This window comes from Planococcus citreus (assembly GCF_003664125.1).
Lineage (GTDB): Bacteria > Bacillota > Bacilli > Bacillales_A > Planococcaceae > Planococcus > Planococcus citreus.
In genome coordinates, this window is sequence record NZ_RCCP01000002.1 from 16,224 (window position 1) to 32,813 (window position 16,590).

General features: G+C 49.9%; 20 protein-coding genes. 12 read left to right on the top strand and 8 right to left on the bottom strand.

Translation table 11 applies throughout. The annotated features are described in order from the left end of the window. Nucleotides 1-85 precede the first annotated feature (85 nt). Nucleotides 86-1,180: an acyltransferase family protein gene (locus DFR62_RS08245; RefSeq protein ID WP_121299638.1), complete on the top strand. Its 1,095-nt coding sequence runs from the start codon at nt 86-88 to the stop codon at nt 1,178-1,180. A gap of 36 nt (nt 1,181-1,216) precedes the next feature. Here DFR62_RS08245 and DFR62_RS08250 read toward each other — a convergent pair whose 3' ends face one another. From DFR62_RS08250 to DFR62_RS08265, 4 genes are all read right to left on the bottom strand, one after another. After that, nucleotides 1,217-1,636 carry a DUF2892 domain-containing protein gene (locus DFR62_RS08250; RefSeq protein WP_121299640.1) on the bottom strand — a complete coding sequence of 140 codons (420 nt, stop codon included), beginning with the start codon at nt 1,634-1,636 and terminating at the stop codon, nt 1,217-1,219. 96 nt (nt 1,637-1,732) lie between these two features. Then, the gene (locus DFR62_RS08255; protein WP_121299642.1) at nt 1,733-2,305 is read right to left on the bottom strand and encodes a peroxiredoxin family protein; all 573 of its coding nucleotides are present in this window, start codon (nt 2,303-2,305) and stop codon (nt 1,733-1,735) included. Continuing rightward, nucleotides 2,302-2,922, bottom strand: a complete 621-nt coding sequence (locus tag DFR62_RS08260; RefSeq protein WP_121299644.1) for a hypothetical protein — start codon at nt 2,920-2,922, stop codon at nt 2,302-2,304. Before DFR62_RS08260 ends, DFR62_RS08255 begins: the two co-directional genes overlap by 4 nt. 220 nt (nt 2,923-3,142) lie before the next feature. Beyond that, nucleotides 3,143-3,997: an NAD(P)H-hydrate dehydratase gene (locus tag DFR62_RS08265; protein WP_101805480.1), complete on the bottom strand. Its 855-nt coding sequence runs from the start codon at nt 3,995-3,997 to the stop codon at nt 3,143-3,145. A gap of 386 nt (nt 3,998-4,383) precedes the next feature. Between DFR62_RS08265 and DFR62_RS08270 the strand changes: the two genes are divergently transcribed. The 3 genes from DFR62_RS08270 to DFR62_RS08280 all read left to right on the top strand — a co-directional run bounded on the left by DFR62_RS08270 (nt 4,384) and on the right by DFR62_RS08280 (nt 7,393). Continuing rightward, complete coding sequence (locus tag DFR62_RS08270) at nt 4,384-5,523, top strand: M14 family zinc carboxypeptidase (RefSeq protein ID WP_232787263.1); 1,140 nt, start codon at nt 4,384-4,386, stop codon at nt 5,521-5,523. Nucleotides 5,524-5,622: 99 nt separating this feature from the next. Next, the gene (locus tag DFR62_RS08275) at nt 5,623-6,558 is read left to right on the top strand and encodes an MBL fold metallo-hydrolase (protein WP_121299647.1); all 936 of its coding nucleotides are present in this window, start codon (nt 5,623-5,625) and stop codon (nt 6,556-6,558) included. Nucleotides 6,559-6,670: 112 nt separating this feature from the next. Further along, nucleotides 6,671-7,393 carry a 3-ketoacyl-ACP reductase gene (locus tag DFR62_RS08280; protein WP_121299649.1) on the top strand — a complete coding sequence of 241 codons (723 nt, stop codon included), beginning with the start codon at nt 6,671-6,673 and terminating at the stop codon, nt 7,391-7,393. A 46-nt stretch (nt 7,394-7,439) separates the two neighbouring features. Here the strand turns inward: DFR62_RS08280 and ptsP are convergent, their stop codons facing one another. Beyond that, nucleotides 7,440-9,152 carry a phosphoenolpyruvate--protein phosphotransferase gene (gene ptsP, locus DFR62_RS08285; protein ID WP_121299651.1) on the bottom strand — a complete coding sequence of 571 codons (1,713 nt, stop codon included), beginning with the start codon at nt 9,150-9,152 and terminating at the stop codon, nt 7,440-7,442. Beyond that, nucleotides 9,149-9,418: a phosphocarrier protein HPr gene (locus DFR62_RS08290; protein WP_101805477.1), complete on the bottom strand. Its 270-nt coding sequence runs from the start codon at nt 9,416-9,418 to the stop codon at nt 9,149-9,151. The genes ptsP and DFR62_RS08290 overlap by 4 nt, the downstream gene beginning before the upstream one ends. Nucleotides 9,419-9,564: 146 nt before the next feature. Here DFR62_RS08290 and DFR62_RS08295 point away from each other — a divergent pair, with 146 nt between their 5' ends. From DFR62_RS08295 to DFR62_RS08305, 3 genes are read left to right on the top strand one after another with little or no spacing between them, the layout of a single operon-like run. Continuing rightward, the gene (locus tag DFR62_RS08295; RefSeq protein WP_121300266.1) at nt 9,565-10,317 is read left to right on the top strand and encodes a DeoR/GlpR family DNA-binding transcription regulator; all 753 of its coding nucleotides are present in this window, start codon (nt 9,565-9,567) and stop codon (nt 10,315-10,317) included. After that, nucleotides 10,314-11,246: a 1-phosphofructokinase gene (gene pfkB / locus DFR62_RS08300; RefSeq protein WP_121299653.1), complete on the top strand. Its 933-nt coding sequence runs from the start codon at nt 10,314-10,316 to the stop codon at nt 11,244-11,246. The genes DFR62_RS08295 and pfkB overlap by 4 nt, the downstream gene beginning before the upstream one ends. After that, nucleotides 11,243-13,171 carry a PTS fructose transporter subunit IIABC gene (locus DFR62_RS08305; protein WP_121299655.1) on the top strand — a complete coding sequence of 643 codons (1,929 nt, stop codon included), beginning with the start codon at nt 11,243-11,245 and terminating at the stop codon, nt 13,169-13,171. The genes pfkB and DFR62_RS08305 overlap by 4 nt, the downstream gene beginning before the upstream one ends. 90 nt (nt 13,172-13,261) lie before the next feature. On the opposite strand, the gene DFR62_RS08310 is transcribed toward DFR62_RS08305, so the two are convergent. Then, nucleotides 13,262-13,537: an HPr family phosphocarrier protein gene (locus DFR62_RS08310; RefSeq protein ID WP_121299657.1), complete on the bottom strand. Its 276-nt coding sequence runs from the start codon at nt 13,535-13,537 to the stop codon at nt 13,262-13,264. Between the two features lie 244 nt (nt 13,538-13,781). On the opposite strand from DFR62_RS08310, the gene DFR62_RS08315 reads away from it, so the two are divergent. From DFR62_RS08315 to DFR62_RS08330, 4 genes are all read left to right on the top strand, one after another. Beyond that, nucleotides 13,782-14,147 carry a nuclear transport factor 2 family protein gene (locus DFR62_RS08315; protein WP_121299659.1) on the top strand — a complete coding sequence of 122 codons (366 nt, stop codon included), beginning with the start codon at nt 13,782-13,784 and terminating at the stop codon, nt 14,145-14,147. 197 nt (nt 14,148-14,344) lie between these two features. Beyond that, nucleotides 14,345-14,548 (top strand): hypothetical protein, encoded by a 204-nt coding sequence (locus DFR62_RS08320; protein WP_058380702.1) that lies wholly within the window; start codon nt 14,345-14,347, stop codon nt 14,546-14,548. A gap of 48 nt (nt 14,549-14,596) precedes the next feature. Beyond that, on the top strand, nt 14,597-15,184 hold the full coding sequence (locus DFR62_RS08325; protein ID WP_121299661.1) for a histidine phosphatase family protein: 588 nt from the start codon (nt 14,597-14,599) through the stop codon (nt 15,182-15,184). Nucleotides 15,185-15,212: 28 nt separating this feature from the next. Then, a complete protein-coding gene (locus tag DFR62_RS08330) occupies nt 15,213-15,557 on the top strand; it encodes a hypothetical protein (protein WP_121299663.1) in 345 nt (114 codons plus the stop codon). A gap of 67 nt (nt 15,558-15,624) precedes the next feature. On the opposite strand, the gene DFR62_RS08335 is transcribed toward DFR62_RS08330, so the two are convergent. Continuing rightward, nucleotides 15,625-15,837, bottom strand: coding sequence for a hypothetical protein (locus tag DFR62_RS08335; protein ID WP_121299665.1), 213 nt, complete (start codon nt 15,835-15,837; stop codon nt 15,625-15,627). 106 nt (nt 15,838-15,943) lie between these two features. Between DFR62_RS08335 and DFR62_RS08340 the strand changes: the two genes are divergently transcribed. Then, entirely contained in the window at nt 15,944-16,399 is a 456-nt protein-coding gene (locus tag DFR62_RS08340; RefSeq protein WP_121299667.1) for an SRPBCC family protein, read from the top strand. The last annotated feature ends 191 nt before the right edge of the window (nt 16,400-16,590 follow it).

The following is a 16,590-nucleotide window of genomic DNA, read 5'->3' on the forward strand; positions in this document are numbered from 1 at the left end:
TATAAATTTTAAATTCCGATGAGTCTCATGATTTATATTAGGTCTTTTGTCGAGTGTTTGAATTTGCAATAGAGGGGTGGGACGCATGAGAAGAAAGCTGGTGCTGATCCAATTGTCCAGGGCATTGGTGCCGATATTGGTCATGCTTCACCATTTATCGACGACCATGATGGATTACTACGGGTTTAACATTTGGAACCTGGCGTATTTGCCGCTGACCGGTGGCGTCTATTATTTCTTTTCCTTGTCGGGGTTCATGGCTTATTATATTTACCGACGAAAATTCGGAAAAAGAGGCCAATTATCGGATTTTCTGATCAATCGCTTCATTCGAATCTATCCACTGTACTGGGTTGTGACCTTGGTGTTTCTACTCCTGGCATTTCTCTTCCCATGGTTTGCAACGGGGGCGGAGCGGGACATGGCTGTCATTTTGACTTCGATTTTCCTAGTCCCGAATCCTGAATGGCAAGACCCGTTCTTGATCGTGGCCTGGTCATTGGAATATACCGTTTATTTTTATCTGATGTTTTCCGTGTTGTTTTTAAGCCCGCGCCTGCTCGGGAAGATACTGTTCGCCGCCTGGGGCATCCTTTCACTTGTAGGTGTCATCGGCATTGTCTATATCGATCATTTTCTGTTCGATTTTCTGTTTGCTTCCTATAATTTAATGTTCATAGCGGGTGTATTTTGTGCCTGGCTCATTCTCCACGCCAACATACCGGTCATCATCGGGTATCTGTTCATCGCCTGTGGGTTGGTTGGTTTTCCTGTGACATGGATGAATGCGATAAATCCGTTTATGGAAGTCAGTTTTGAAATGAGCTCCAGCATCTCGATCATGTTGTTGTTGATTGGGCTTGGCGTGGTCGATTTGAAAAAGGATATCCATATTCCGAACGCGTTTCATCAACTTGGCAATGCCGCATTTGCGATTTATCTCGTCCATAATGTAGTGCTCGATGTATTCTCTGAATGGATGGATCAAGCCGGTTTGCATGAAGTATTGGGCAATGTCGGCATGAGCTTGGTGCTCGTGGCTTTGATGATGTTTTTCGGGATTTTGGCGCATTTCAAGCTCGAACTGCCGCTGCACCGAATCTTTAAAGGCTGGCTGCAGCGAAACAAAACACCTGTTGTGGCGCCAAGTGATACAGACGCCGCGACGAAAAATACTTAAAAATCCCCTAAGCGCTAAGGCTTAGGGGATTTTATCTTATTCAGGTTTATTCAATAAATTTTGCAAAGCCTTCTTTTCACGGTTGATTTCATCGACGGTGCGGACGCCCAATTTGCGGAAAATGACGATCGCCGGTGTCCAGCCTTGCAGCGCGTGCTGAATGATGGCTGCACTTGACGCTCCCGCTAGAAGCGCCCATTTCCTGTTGCCCTTTACTGCCAAAAGAGTGGAAAGGGCTGCAACGGATGCCATATTTACTTTCATTAGGCGTTCAGTGTCCCATTCGTTGTCCAACTCGTTAATGCGCGCCCGGATTTCACTTTCGCCTTGGCGCTTGTAGTAATTGACCGAAGCTTCCGTTTCCCGTTCGATTTGCTGATTGATGTGGTCAGGTGTGTGGTCGTTCACTTTAGATTGTGTCGATGGCAATTGTTCTTTAGCTAAATCAAGTTCCATGAAAAAATCCTCCATTTCATTGCAAGTCCTGCTACTTGTATTCCGCAAATGGCTTTTCTTTAAACCCTTAAGTTCATGCAAGCCTTGTAGAGAAACTCAGTCGATGCTATCTGTCTGGTCTTTCATGATTTGTTCATCCATCGGGCCGACAATTTTTTGGGCGATTTCGCCTTTCGTGTTGAGGATGTACGTTGTCGGCACAGTACGGATTTGATACGTTTGGGCGGTGCTTCCGGTTTCGTCCATTGGAATGGAGAAAGTCAAACCGAATTCATCGATAAACGAGCGAATCGCTTCATCTCCGTTATCTTGTGCGGTCAGGTTAACTGCCAGGATAACGACATCGCCGTCTGCGTTGTTTTCGTGAAATTCCTGCATATGCGGCATTTCAGCTCGACATGGGGGACACCAGGTCGCCCAGAAGTTCAAGATGACTTTTTTGCCGCGGTAATCGGATAGTTTGACCGTTTCGCCATTTTGGTCAGTCAATGTGAAATCGGGAGCTACCTGCCCTTGTGAGAGGCCTTCGGCAAGTGGCGCATCTTGTGCGCTTGCGGAAGTGGCGGATTCGCTCGTGTCGATTGGCTGAGCATCTTCTTCAAAAAAATTGATGGCAATGATGGCGATCGCTGCAAGCAGCAATATGCCGATGATGGCTTTTTTTATCATATGCTCGGTCCTTTCTGTTCAAGACGTATGTACATGGCGACCGTGAATGCGGCAACAATAATGAGTGTCGCATTTTGCCAAGTCACTAGTGGGCCAAATGCGCTTAGGATGAGCAGTTCCACTGTGAAAAATGCGGCAAGCAATAAGCTGTTCGGAACGTCTGGCCGTTTTCCCAGCACGCGGATGGCCACGATAGCTGCTGCGAAAAGAGCGGTTTGAAGGGCTGCTTGCACAAACTCGGCGTCAAAATATTGCAGGATGGACTGATACGCCAGAAAAAACAATAACCAGGCAGTGGCAGCCTGTTCCGCCACAGCAGCCTGTTTTCTTTGTGCCAGGGCCAAATAGCCGATAAGCAATGCTATGGCGAGCAAATGGCCGTACAACCCGCCGTTGAAATAAAGAATCGATAAAGGCATGTCAAGAAAATGCTGTAAATTGAAAACGATGTAGCTGAGCTTCCACGTCAAGATGTAAAGCGCCAAAGCGTTCCAGTACCATTCGCCAGGTTTATGCCCAATCGCGGCGCGCATCAGCAAGCTTACTGCAGCGGCTGCCAACAGCACAGAAACCCATACCGCAGGCACCGTCAAGTGAAGTATCCGAACATAGTTCACTAACTTTGTCCCGCCCGGTGTCTATTCATTATAAAGATACCTCCGTCCGTATTGAAAATCTTATGCCTGGCGATTTCCATTATAGCGGAAAGTATGAGCTTTTCATCTCTTTTGATTGTCAAAATAGTGAGCAGTTTTATCCAATAAATGAACAATAGCCTGGCTGCGAACTAGTTCACAGCCAGGCTATTTCACGTGTGACGATTTTCTGAACAAAGGATCACTCGTATTGTTTCCATACTTCCGGCAGCAGCTTTGCGATATCGTGTGCAAGCATTGTGTGGGGGGAGCGGGTTTTGATGAATTCGTCCGCACAGGCACCGTGCAAGTAGACGGCATTTAAGACGGCATGGCGCCAGTTTTCGTGACAGCACAGCATGCCGAGCATCATGCCGGTCAGCATATCGCCCGTGCCGCCTTTTGCAAGCGCGGCATTTCCTGTCGGGTTGTGGAACAGTTCGCCGTCCGGGAAAGCGATTGTTGTGCGGGGGCCTTTCAAGACGATGGTCAAGTCATGCTCCATGGCAAATGCCGAGGCACATGCACCGGGAGACTCGGCCATCTGGTCTGTTGAATATCCTGAGATCCGGCTGAATTCACCGGCGTGCGGCGTCAAGATGAGCGGTGCGCTTCTTTTCACATAGCTTCGTTCACTCAATGCGCCGGCGTCGAGTATGAGAGGGGCAGGTGAATTCAGCAAACTGTCAATAGCCGCTTCGGTCACTGCATCCGGTAAGGTGCCAGGCCCACATGCGATGGCTTTATAGGAAGTGAGTGAATGGGTGCCATTGGCGATATGGATCAGCGCATCTGGCACATACGTCGCTTCGGCCGCCGCGTGAGCGATGCTGCGGATGGTTTCGCGGTAAGTCCCGATTGCCAATTTTCCGACGCCGCTTGTTAGCGCGCCGAGCCCGGAAATCAAGGCAGCCCCGGGCATGTCCGGGCCTCCAGCTACTAATAACGCAGTGCCGAACACGCCTTTATGGCTGTCTTGTGCGCGTTTTGGCAATGTGCTGCGCACCATTTCCTGCGACCAGATGATGCTGTCTTGCGGGATTTGTGGATCGTTCATATGATAACCTCCAGTTTCTTCCTTGATGGTATAACTGTAGCCGATTCAGGGCAATAGGCAAACCCAAAAGCGCCAATTATAGAAACTGACGGAGGGACCAGTTTTTTACTGATGAATATCTTCAGCCTTCAACTGGATGCTGCGGGTATTTCGTCCCACGAAACAATGAAAATCAGCGAGCTCAAAATTTGCTCTCCGGCAATGGTAACGGGCGAAGGACGGTTGGCGCTGTGGATTATATATCCAAAGGACTGAAATTTCTGACAACTATAGGCAAGCTTAACAAGCTTTGCTATACTCAGCCTATTCAATTAAAAGGAGTGGGGATAGTGAAAAAACACATATTCAAGACAATGACCATGGCGGGGCTTTGTGCCATGCTTGCGATGCCAGTGCAAGCGGCAGAACCTGCACAGCCGACTGAACACCATCACGACAATGCCATTTCCGGGTTTATCGATTATGCGGAGCTGCAAAAAGAACTCCAACGCATCGAAGCCAATAGCAAAGGCTCAGTTTCTGTTGATGTTGCTGGCCAATCATTCGAAGGCCGCGATATTTATACTGCGACTGTCGGGACGGGTGACAAAGTGCTGCTGATCCAAAGTGAGATTCACGGAAACGAAAAAACAGGCACCGTGGCCATTTTGAATATGTTGAAAACCCTATCTGGCAACTCGAAAGCGGCTAAAGCCTTGCGCGATGAAGTGACGATCGTCTTCATGCCGATGATGAACCCAGATGCCTCAGAAGGCGATAAGCGCCGCAATAGCATGACATGGAGCGATGTCGTGGCGGATTATCCCGAACTCGCCGCTGCAACGCCATCATGGAATTATTTAGACCGCGGCGTCAGCCAAAGCTATGATTACGGCGCCAATCCAGGCTTTGATGTGAACCGCGACTTTAACCCAGACCTGGATTATGTACCACAAGCCGAAGATTTCCCTGGGGCATCGAACGAACCGGGCTGGTTTATCACGAAAGAAGCCCAAGTTTCACGCGACGTCTATAAATCATTGCAAGCAGAATACGGCACCGTCGACGTCTTTATCGACCTGCATCATCAAGGGATGTATTATGTCGATGGCACGCCAGATCCAGTCACATTATCGCTGTCCGCCCAATTCGTTCCGGACCCATCCAGTGCTGAAGGGGCGAAATACAGCGACTATGCAGACCAATACGATTATGATTTTTCACGCCAGTTGAATGTGGCGGCGTATGAGGAGCTGCAGTCCTACGGCAATTCGAAATTCACCAATATCTCGCTTTATTCACAAGGGCTCGATTTGCCGGGCACAGCGCTTGGCAGCTATGCATTGAATGGCAGCGGCACCGTGTTGTTTGAAGTACGCGGCCAAACCCAGTCGCTTGGGCAGAAAGAAAAAGGCCAATTGGTCAAATCGGTAGAGCGCGGCTTGACGGCCATTGTCGAAGGGGTAGCCGATGACAGCGTCTATTCATTGGACCCGGAAGACTATGAAGACATTCCATTGACTTCCTATAGCCCATCCAGCAATTGATGAGAAACGCCGCCGAATTCTGGCGGCGTTTTTATGTGCCGAGTTGTGGGGCAAGCAAGAGCTTTGGTAGACTGAAGACAAACAGAAAGGGGTGCCAGCATGGCAATCAGCAAGTTGAACGACCGCATTCAGTTGATCGATGGTTTCGATCTCGGCCTGGAACAGCGAACAGGCAGCTACGTCATCATGGAACAGCAGCTGACCATTATTGAAACAGGTCCGAGCCCGTCGGTGGAGCATGTGAAACAAGGATTGAAAGAACTCGGCATTTCACTCGATGAGGTCCGCTACATCATCGTGACCCATATCCACCTCGACCACGCCGGTGGAGCGGGCTTATTATTGCAGGACTGCCCGAACGCGACGCTCATCGTGCACCCGAAAGGCGCCAGGCATCTGGCAGACCCGAGCCGACTCATCGCCGGCGCACGCGCAGTATACGGCGACAAATTCGATGATCTGTTCAATCCGATCGTTCCGGTGCCCGAACACCGCATCGCTATCAAAACGGAAGGCGACCGGCTGCAAATCGGTCCGGACTGTTCGCTTGAGTTCTGGGATACGCCGGGCCATGCCAAGCATCATTTCGGCATCTTAGACCCGGTATCGAATGGGTTTTTCGTAGGGGATACGGCCGGCATCCGTTATGCACAGCTGATTGAAGACGGCATCGACTTTTACTTGCCGTCCACCTCACCGAACCAATTCGACCCGGAGGCGATGAAGGCATCCATCGAACGAATGGAAAGTCAGCAACTCGATGTGCTTTATTTCGGGCATTTCGGCGCTGCGCATAACCCTGATGCAGCACTAGAGCAGGTGCTGGAATGGCTAGAGTTGTTTGTTGAAGAAGGAGCGGTGGCCTATCAGAACAAAGAATCCGCAGATCAATTGGCAAAACGTCTGCTGGCACCGGTTATGGCGCAGCTGGCGGAAAAAGGCGCCAAACAGCCGCACCGCGTGATGCCTTATATCGAGATGGACTTACAGGTCAGCGCACAGGGCCTATTGGATTATTTCCATAGACAAGGCTAAGGCGGCTGGAGAAAAAATGTCGCCCTCAGGCAAACAGCCGGTTTACCGCCGCCCGTTTAGGGGCAAAGACTAGGGCAGAGAAAATTCATTTACCTGAAGGGCGGAAAATAAAGTGGCACAAGTGTTAACGGAAAAGACAGCAATCATTACAGGAGCAGGGCGCGGCATCGGCCGGGCAACCGCCCTAGCACTGGCCAATGAAGGCGTGGCCGTCGGGCTGATCGCCAGAACCGAAAAAGAAATCGAACAATTGGCGCAGGAGATCCGTTCGTTGCGTGGCCGCGCAGCATTTGCGGTTGCGGATGTGTCGGATCCAAAGCAAGTTGAAGCGGCCGTCCAGAAATTGACCGACGAACTCGGCACGATCGATATCCTCATCAACAACGCAGGAATCGGGAAATACGGCAAGTTCATGGAACTCGAGACCGAGGATTGGCAAAATATGCTCAATATCAATTTGATGGGCATGGTCCACATGACCAAAGCGGTGCTTCCGCAGATGGTGGAAAAACAGGGAGGCGATATCGTCAACATCTCCTCTTCATCAGGACTCAAAGGCACGAAAGGCTCGAGCGCCTATAGCGCATCGAAATTCGCGGTGCTCGGCATGAGCGAGGCTTTGATGCAGGAAGTGCGCCCTGACAATATCCGTGTCTTCGCTTTGGCACCGAGCCGTGTCGTGACGGGCATGACTGATTCCGGCAATGAAACGGAACAGGAAAAAGAGAAGTTCATGCAGCCGGAAGACATCGCGGAATACATCGTTTCGCAATTGAAATTGAATCCGCGGATCTTTATCCCTTTATCGAAACAATGGGCGACCAACCCATTTTGACCAGACGAAAAACCCCTGAATGCCTTTTTGGCGTTCAGGGGTTTTTTTAGCTGATTCCTTTAACGTACGCTTCCACTTCTTGAGAAGACGAGAGCGCAAGGATGTGGCCAGTATGCGAAGCCATTTCTTGCTTAGACAAACGGCTGATCTGCGCACGTGCCTTCAAGACAGAAGAAGCGCTCATGGAGAATTCATCTAAGCCGAGCCCGAGAAGAATCGGGATGGCGATGTCATCGCCGGCCATCTCGCCGCACATGCCTGCCCATTTTCCTTCTTTATGGGCGGCGTCGATAACCATCTTCACTAAGCGCAAGATTGCTGGGTTGAACGGCTGGTAAAGATACGACACCCGTTCGTTCATGCGGTCTGCAGCCATCGTGTACTGGATCAAGTCGTTCGTGCCGATGGAGAAGAAATCCACTTCTTTGGCGAAGACATCCGCCATAACGGCGGTAGAAGGAATCTCCACCATGATGCCGACTTCGATTGAGTCGCTCACTGCGATGCCCACCTCCAGTAATTTGGCCTTTTCTTCTGCAAGCATTGCTTTTCCTTGGCGGAATTCTTCTACCGTTGCAATCATCGGGAACATGATCTTCAAATTGCCATGTACACTTGCGCGCAATAGGGCACGCAGTTGCGTTCTGAAGAGATCCGGCATCTCTAAGCACAAGCGGATTGCGCGCAGGCCGAGGAATGGATTCAGTTCTTTCGGCAAGTCCAGATACGTGAGTTCCTTATCGCCGCCGATGTCGAGCGTCCGGACAACAGTCGGCTTGCCGTTCATGCCTTTTAAGACTTTAGAATAGGCGTCAAATTGTTCGTCTTCTGTCGGGAAGGTGTCTCTTCCCATATAGAGAAACTCGGTGCGGTAAAGGCCGATGCCTTCTGCGCCATGTTCGAGCACGCCGGCAAGGTCTTTCGGCGTGCCGATATTGGCGGCAAGTTCCACATGCTGCCCGTCGGCACTTATCGTCGGCTCATCTTTGAGCTTGGCCCATTCAGCTTTTTGGGCGTCATAGGCTGACTTTTCCTGCTCGAACTGCTGGATAGTCGCTGCGTCAGGATCGACGATGATTTTACCTTCCAAGCCATCAATAATTACCGTTTGGCCATTGCGGATCGTTGCCATGGCGTTTTGTGCGCCGACCACTGCCGGGATTTCCAAGGTGCGTGCAAGGATGGCCGAATGCGAAGTGCGCCCGCCGATGTCGGTAATGAAGCCTTTGACGAACTGGGCATTCAATTGGACGGTATCGGAAGGTGTCAAATCTTCTGCGATGACGATGACTTCCTCATCGATCATGCTCGGGTCTTGGATCTTCACGCCGAGCAGATGGGACAGCAGGCGTTTGCGGACGTCGCGGATGTCGGCTGCGCGTTCTTTCATATAGTCATTGTCCATCGCTTCGAACATCGTGATGAACATATCACTTGTTTCCTGCAACGCAAATTCCGCATTGACGCTATCAGTTACAATGCGCTCTTTGATCGGCCCAATCAGTTCAGGGTCGCTCAAGACGAGCAAATGAGCACCGAAAATCGCGGCTTCCTTGTCGCTGATCTGCTGTGCGGTCTTTTCCTGGATGACTTCAAGTTCGGCGGCCGATTGAGCAACGGCCGCATCAAAGCGCGCGATTTCTTCTGCAGGATTGCCCACTTGCAGCTGTTCGACGGTCAATTCCGGATTTTCCAGTCGGAACGCTTTGGCGATGGCGATCCCGGTGGAGGCTGCGATACCGGAGAGAGGGCTTGTCATTGGTTGGAGATCCCTTCCGCTTTCAGCACTTCGTCGATTTTAGCCATCGCTTCTTCTTCGTCCGTTCCGTCCGCAGCAATCGTCACGGTTGACCCGGAAGCAATGCCGAGCGACATGACGCCGAGAATCGATTTTAAGTTGACTTGCTTGCCGTTGAAGCCGAGCGTGATGTCCGATTGGAATTTCGAGATCGAACCGACCAGTGCGGATGCCGGGCGAGCGTGGATGCCTGCTTCGTCTGTAATTGTATATTGTTTTTCTACCATGATGAGTTCCTCCTATAATATGCGTGTATTTGAGCGGGATTCATTCACTTTTGAATGAATTTGACTGCTTATGAATGATTATGATTGATTTTGAAAACGATTTCAAGTATTATCTATTTAATCAGAAAAGAAAAGAAGGTGAAGGAATGCTGACGACGGAGCGGCATCAATTGATTTTAAACCTTTTAAAGGAAAAGCAGAGCATCAAAATCCAGGAGTTGGTTGAATTGACCGCGGCTTCCGAATCCACCATTCGCCGGGACTTGACGGAACTTGAGGAATTGCAGAAGCTGGAACGCGTTTTTGGCGGCGCCAGCCGAATCGCTCCGAATGTGCCGGAACCGAGTCTGTCGGATAAAGCGGCAAAGAACCTCAAGGAAAAACAGCTGGTTGCGCGCTATGCGGCCTCGCTCGTCAAGACAGGCGATTCGCTGTTCCTGGATGCAGGGACGACGACGGCACAAATGATCCCTTTTTTAACAGATAAAGATGTAACCGTTGTCACCAATGGCTTGAGCCACCTGGAAGCCTTGATCGAGCATGGGATCACTTCCTATTTGACGGGCGGATTCATCAAGTCGCGCACGGGTGCTTTAGTTGGTCCGCAGGCCACCCAATCGCTGGAGAATTACCGTTTCGATAAAAGCTTTCTCGGCGTCAACGGGATCCACCCGGTCCATGGCTTTACGACACCGGACCCCGAAGAAGCGGCCGTCAAACGAAGGGCCGGGGAATTATCCAGAAGCTGTTACGTGCTTGCGGACCAATCCAAATACGGCAAAGTCAGTTTTGCGCATATCTTCGACTTAAGCCGGTCTGCACTCATCATCGACGGCTTGCCGGATGAGGCATTGGAAGAAATCGAACGACAAACGACTATTAAGGTGGTGACACAATGATCTACACATGCACATTCGCACCATCCATTGATTACACAGCGTATTTAACGCATTTTGAAAGCGGCGCCTTGAACCGTTCGGATGAAGTGTATTATTACCCCGGCGGCAAAGGCATCAATGTTTCGCGCGTACTCAGCCGTTTGGGCCTAAAAAGCCGGGCGCTCGGATACGCTGGTGGTTTTACAGGGCGCTTTATTGAAGAGTTTCTGGACGCAGAAGGCATCGAGACCGATTTTATCGACACCGGCGCCATTACGCGGATCAATGTCAAAATCAAGACCGACCAAGAAACTGAATTGAATGGGCCTGGCCCGATGCTAAAGGAAGCGCAGCTGGAACAACTGAAAGAAAAAATTGCCGTTATGGCACAAGGCGATTGGTTCGTCTTGGCGGGCAGTTTGCCGTCATCGGTGCCGACCCAATTCTTCAAGGACCTGGCAGACAGTTGCCAGGAGCGGGGCATTCATTTCGTGCTCGATACGTCCGGCCCTGCGCTGAAGGAATTACTGGACACGAAGCCTGTCCTCATTAAACCGAATGAGCATGAACTGGGAGAGATGTTCGGAGTCGAAATCACTACCCAAGCACAAGCTTTCCATTATGCCAGCCGGCTGGTGGAAAGAGGCGTCCAACATGTCGTCGTCTCCATGGGCGGGGCGGGAGCCATCTATGCTTCCCGTGAATATCGCTACACAGCCCAAGTGCCAAAAGGCAAAGTCGTCAACACCGTCGGCTCGGGAGATTCCTTGGTATCTGGATTCATCGCTTCCTATATTCAGCATCAAGACCCTGAGAGAGCGTTCCAATACGGCGTCGCCAGCGGAAGCGCCACTGCTTTTCGGACCGATTTATGCGAGCAGGCAGATGTGGAACAATTGCTCCCAGAAGTGACCGTAACCCCATTCGAAGAAAAGGATGTGACAAAATGAGAATTACACAATTATTGACGGAAAACACCATCATTCTGGATCTGAAAGCCGGTTCCAAACGGGAAGTATTGGACGAACTGGCTGGGCAACTGGACCGGGCCGGGAAATTGAACGACAAAAAGCAATTCACGAAAGATATCCTGGCGCGCGAAGAACAAAGCACGACGGGGATCGGTGATACAATTGCCATTCCCCACGCAAAATCCGAAGCGGTCAAAACACCTGCCATTGCGTTCGGCCGTTCTTTTGACGGCATTGACTTCGAATCGCTGGACGGACAGCCTGCACAGCTGTTTTTCATGATCGCGGCTACAGCCGGGGCAAATGATGATCACCTGGAAGCTTTATCGCGCCTCGCAACGTTTTTGATGGATGAGAAATTCCGCGTCAATATTATAGAAGCCGAGTCGAAACAGCAAGTGCTCGATATCGTCTCTGCGAAAGAAGCGGAAGTGGATGGGCCGGAACAAGCAGATGACAGCGCAACGGTTGCCGGCACAGCAGAACCCGCTGCAGGCGGCAAGATCCTGGCAGTCACCGCTTGCCCGACAGGCATCGCACATACCTATATGGCGGCTGAGAAGCTTAACGGGCGTGCGAAAGAGCGCGGCATCAACTTGAAAGTGGAAACGAACGGATCGAGCGGCGTGAAAAACCGCTTGACCGATGCAGAAATCGCTGAAGCGGATGCCATCATCGTTGCAGCCGATACGAAAGTCGAAATGGCGAGATTCGATGGCAAGCACGTCATCCAGACACAAGTAGGCAAAGCGATCTACGAAGCGGACCAGCTTTTGGACCGCGCACTAGCAAAAGATGCGCCTGTCTATAAGCATGACCGCACCAAAGACGCGGATGCCGGCACAGAGCCGAAATCAGGGTTCTACAAGCATTTGATGAACGGTGTTTCGAACATGCTGCCATTCGTCGTCGGCGGCGGTATTTTGATCGCCCTGTCGTTCTTCTTTGGCATCAATGCAGCAGATCCGGATAGCCCGGAATACAATGAATTTGCTGCGATGCTGTCAACCATCGGCGGCGGCACGGCGTTCTTCTTAATGGTTCCTGTCCTTGCCGGATTCATCGCGATGAGCATCGCTGACCGTCCAGGTTTTGCTCCAGGGATGATCGGCGGCTTGCTTGCAATCACGGTCACAGGCGTTGAAGAAGCTAGCGGCGGTTCCGGTTTCCTCGGCGGTTTGATCGCTGGTTTCCTTGCCGGTTACGTAACGCTGCTCGTGAAGAAAGTGTTCTCGGGCATTCCGCAAAGCTTGGAAGGATTGAAACCGGTGTTGTTCTATCCGGTATTCAGCATTCTGATCACTGGGGTCATCATGATGCTCATCAACCCTCCTTTGACTCAAGTGTATACTGGAATCTCCGCTTTCCTTGAAAGCCTTGGCGGCACCAACCTGGTTCTCGTCGGACTTCTCCTTGGCGGCATGATGGCAGTCGATATGGGCGGACCGGTCAACAAAGCCGCTTATACATTCGGCATCGCCATGCTTGATGCACAGAACTTCAATTTCATGGCGACGGTCATGGCAGCGGGCATGGTCCCACCGCTTGGACTGGCCATTGCAACAACGATGTTCAAGAAGAAATTCACTAAGCCGGAACGTGAAGCGGGCAAGACGGCATATGTTCTTGGCGCGAGCTTCATCACTGAAGGCGTCATCCCGTTTGCTGCAGCCGATCCGGCCCGGGTCATCCCGTCGGCCATCGCAGGGGCGGCTACAACCGGAGCACTGGTCATGCTGTTTGATATCGGGCTTCGTGCACCACACGGCGGCGTCTTCGTCATCGGCTTAGTGGATGGGGGAATGGCAAGCATCTTGATGTATTTGATCGCTATCCTCGCTGGTTCGTTTGTAACAGCGATCCTCGTCGGCTTGTTGAAGAAAAATATTACGGCAGCTGCATAAATGAAAAAATGCCATCCGGTCTATCACCGGATGGCATTTTTTGATGGAGAGGAAACAGCAAGCGATAGTTCTCTTTAAAGCCAAAAGTGTTCATTGATCGGCATCGATCATGCCTTTTTCAAACAACAGGGCGGATGTGCCGGCAATTGCTTCTTGTTCATCCGGTCCATCCGCATGGATCGTGATGTCGGAGCGGGTCGGAATCCCAAGCCCCATGACGCCGAGTATGGATTTCAAGTTGACAGTCCGGTTTTTGAATTCGAGCGATAGTTCTGATTGGAAGCGGTTCGCTTCACTGACAAGTGCTGCAGCGGGACGCGCATGCAAGCCTTCTTCTGCAGTAATGAAAAACTGTTTTTTAGCCATTTGTTGTCTTCTCCTCTTTATGCAGATGTGCATTTCTCCATTATAAGGTTTTCTGGTCGCCTTTGTTAAGCACAGGCTTGAAAGGATGGACCAAAGTGGTGAAAACAAATTGGAAAATGGAACAACAGACACTAGTCAGACAGGCAGAAAGAGAGTAAAATGTAAATAAGTTGAATATTCAGATAAAAATTTATGGATTATTCATTAAATATTATCGCACGGACAGCATAAGGGAGGGAAAAAAATGAAGACGAGCAGCACCACCGACTTTTTAAGGGATTTCAATGATGCTTTTTTCAACGGCAAAAAAGAATTCATTGAACAGCATGTTTCAGACGATGTGGAATGGATCATGGTCGGGACAATGCCTTTAAAAGGAAGACAGGCATTAGTGGATGCGGCTTTCGGGATGCAGGATTATACACAGATGGCGTTTGAGGTCGATACCATCATTGCCGCAGGGCAGGAAGGTGCCGTAAAAGGCGTCATGACCGCAAAAGGCGGAAATGACAGGGAACGGAAATACTGCTATTGCGATTTTTATGAATGGCAAGGAGACGGCGAGCTGCAAATAACAAAAATGACATCGTTCGTGGTTGAAACGAAATAGAGCCGAAATGGGCTCTATTTTTTTGATGTTGATTCCGTCAATTTACATGTATTAAACTACATAAGGTTATTGGATAATTTTAAAAAAAGGCATCCAAGACAATATACCAGTACAGGCAACTGGATGCTGACAATTCTTGCGTTCTCAAGAAAACTTCGGCAAGATGGAATAATAGCAACAAGAAAGGGTGCGAGACAGTGGATTATCTGAAATCACGCAAAAATGCATATGCCGTTTTACTGAGCGGGCTTGTAGTGGGCGTCGTAATTGCATTTTTGATCAACGATGACCCGGATACATCGACATTGGTCGCGGCAGGGGCGATCGGTGTGGTAATCGGGGAAGCGATCATGTTCTGGCGCTGGAGCAAACAACGCAAAACAAAACAACGCGAAGATTGATGGCTAGCAGTAATGAATCAATTAGCAACGGAAGGGAAGTAGAGTACGATGACGATTATCTGCCTGATTCGGCACGGAGAAACAGAATGGAATAAAATCGGCCGCATCCAAGGGACGACGGATGTGCCGCTGAACGAGACAGGAAAGCAGCAAGCACGCGCGTGTGGATCTCACCTGACGGGAGAAGCGTGGGACGTCATCGTGACGAGCCCGCTCAAGCGCGCCAAAGAGACCGCGGCGATCATCAATGAAACGATGCGTTTGCCGGTATTTGAAATGGAAGAATTCCAGGAAAAGCATTTTGGCAAAGCAGAAGGCATGACAGCAGAGGAGCGTTACGGCTTGTATCCGGACAAAAATTATCCTGGCCAGGAACAGCTAGAAGAATTCCACGGCAGGCTGTCGAGCGGGCTTTCTCAGCTCAATGAACGCTTCGGGAACCAACGTGTGCTCGTCGTGGCACACGGAGGCGTCATCAATGCCATCCTTGAACAATTGGCGCACGGGGAATACGACGGTGAAGCCCGTTTGCAAAATGGGGGCATGAACCACTTGGCGTATGCCAGCGAGCGCTGGGAGATCCAAAAATATAACTTCATTGACCATCTTGAAGTGTTGGATGCGAAGGCAAAGTGATTGCAAAAAGCTAAAAGGAGCTTGACGCATGGAACAAATTGAACTGAAAAGCTTGCATCAGGAAATTGAAAAACTGAAGTTTCACAACCGCACTTTATTGGCGTTGCTTGGGGAGATATTGGAAGATAAAATGCGTGAGCCGACTATCCATGAAGCCATTGTGGTGCATGATTTATCAAAAGCTGAACTCCAGGAATTCACTCAATTGATCCGCGGCTATAGCGGCGACGTAAAGGCTTTTGCACAGCAGGCAGCAGGCTTGGGCCATAAATTCACGAACTTGACTGTCAAAGGCTTGCTGCAAGGCTTCGCTGGGTCGGGCGTGCTATCCGGTAAATGTGAAGAAATTCTTCAGTCATATGAAAAGAATTGAATGGAAAAACACCGCCCATTTCAGGCGGTGTTTTACAGGGTATCGATGAATTGCTGATGGCACCAAATCATTTGCGTTTTTTGGCAGGTTCGGACGGAGGCGCTTCCTTGGCATCGAATATGCCGCGACGGTAAACAAACACAGCCAGCGCCGCCATAAATAAGGCGGAATTGAACCAGAACACAAGATCATTTAAATTGCCGCCGAACAATAAGGTGTTGAGGACGGTCAATAGATGCATCACCAGTAGAAAAATAAACAGAATCGTTGAGGTTCTCATCAAATCACTCCATAATCGTTTTGCTGTTTCCATTGTAACGGAATCAAAGGGCAGCAGTAAGTGTTTACGGGAATTGTAGAAAAGAGTTCATGAAAGGATGAGAAAAATGGTCAAATGGAAAGAGCAAATGATTATCAATGCACCGATCGAAAGGGTTTGGGGATTGTTCCAGGACGAGCAAATCCAGCGCATTATGCCAAAAGTGGAATCGCATGACCTGCTCGAAGGGGAGAATAATGCCACAGGCGCTAAACACGCGCAAGTGTATACAGAGGGCAAACAGCAGCAGCGCTATATTGTTGAAACTTTATCCTATGTGGATGAACCCGACAGAAAATACCGGGAGACGGCTTTTGAGATGGGGCACATGTTCAAAGTGCGCTATGCGTTCAGTTTGGAAAAAGAGTCATCACAAAGCACGCGTTTTATTTATGAAGGGCAAAACAAAGGGATGAGCGTCACAGGGAAGATGATGCTTTTGGCAGGCAGCAAAAAGGCGGCACGGAATACCGTGTTGAATTTTATGAACAGGGTCAAGGAACGAGCCGAACGTGAAAGCTAAAAAAGCCTGGTTTGAAGAGGAAATGGACGAATAAAAAAAATAAATGTAATTAACTACATAAGGTATAACGTAAAAAAGAAAAAAACCGCCAACAATCAAAATCCATTCACTGAGGATAAAAAGCAGGAAGGGCTTGACGATACCTCGAAACTACTTATATAGACGGACAATAGTTTTGTTCCAACAAAAGA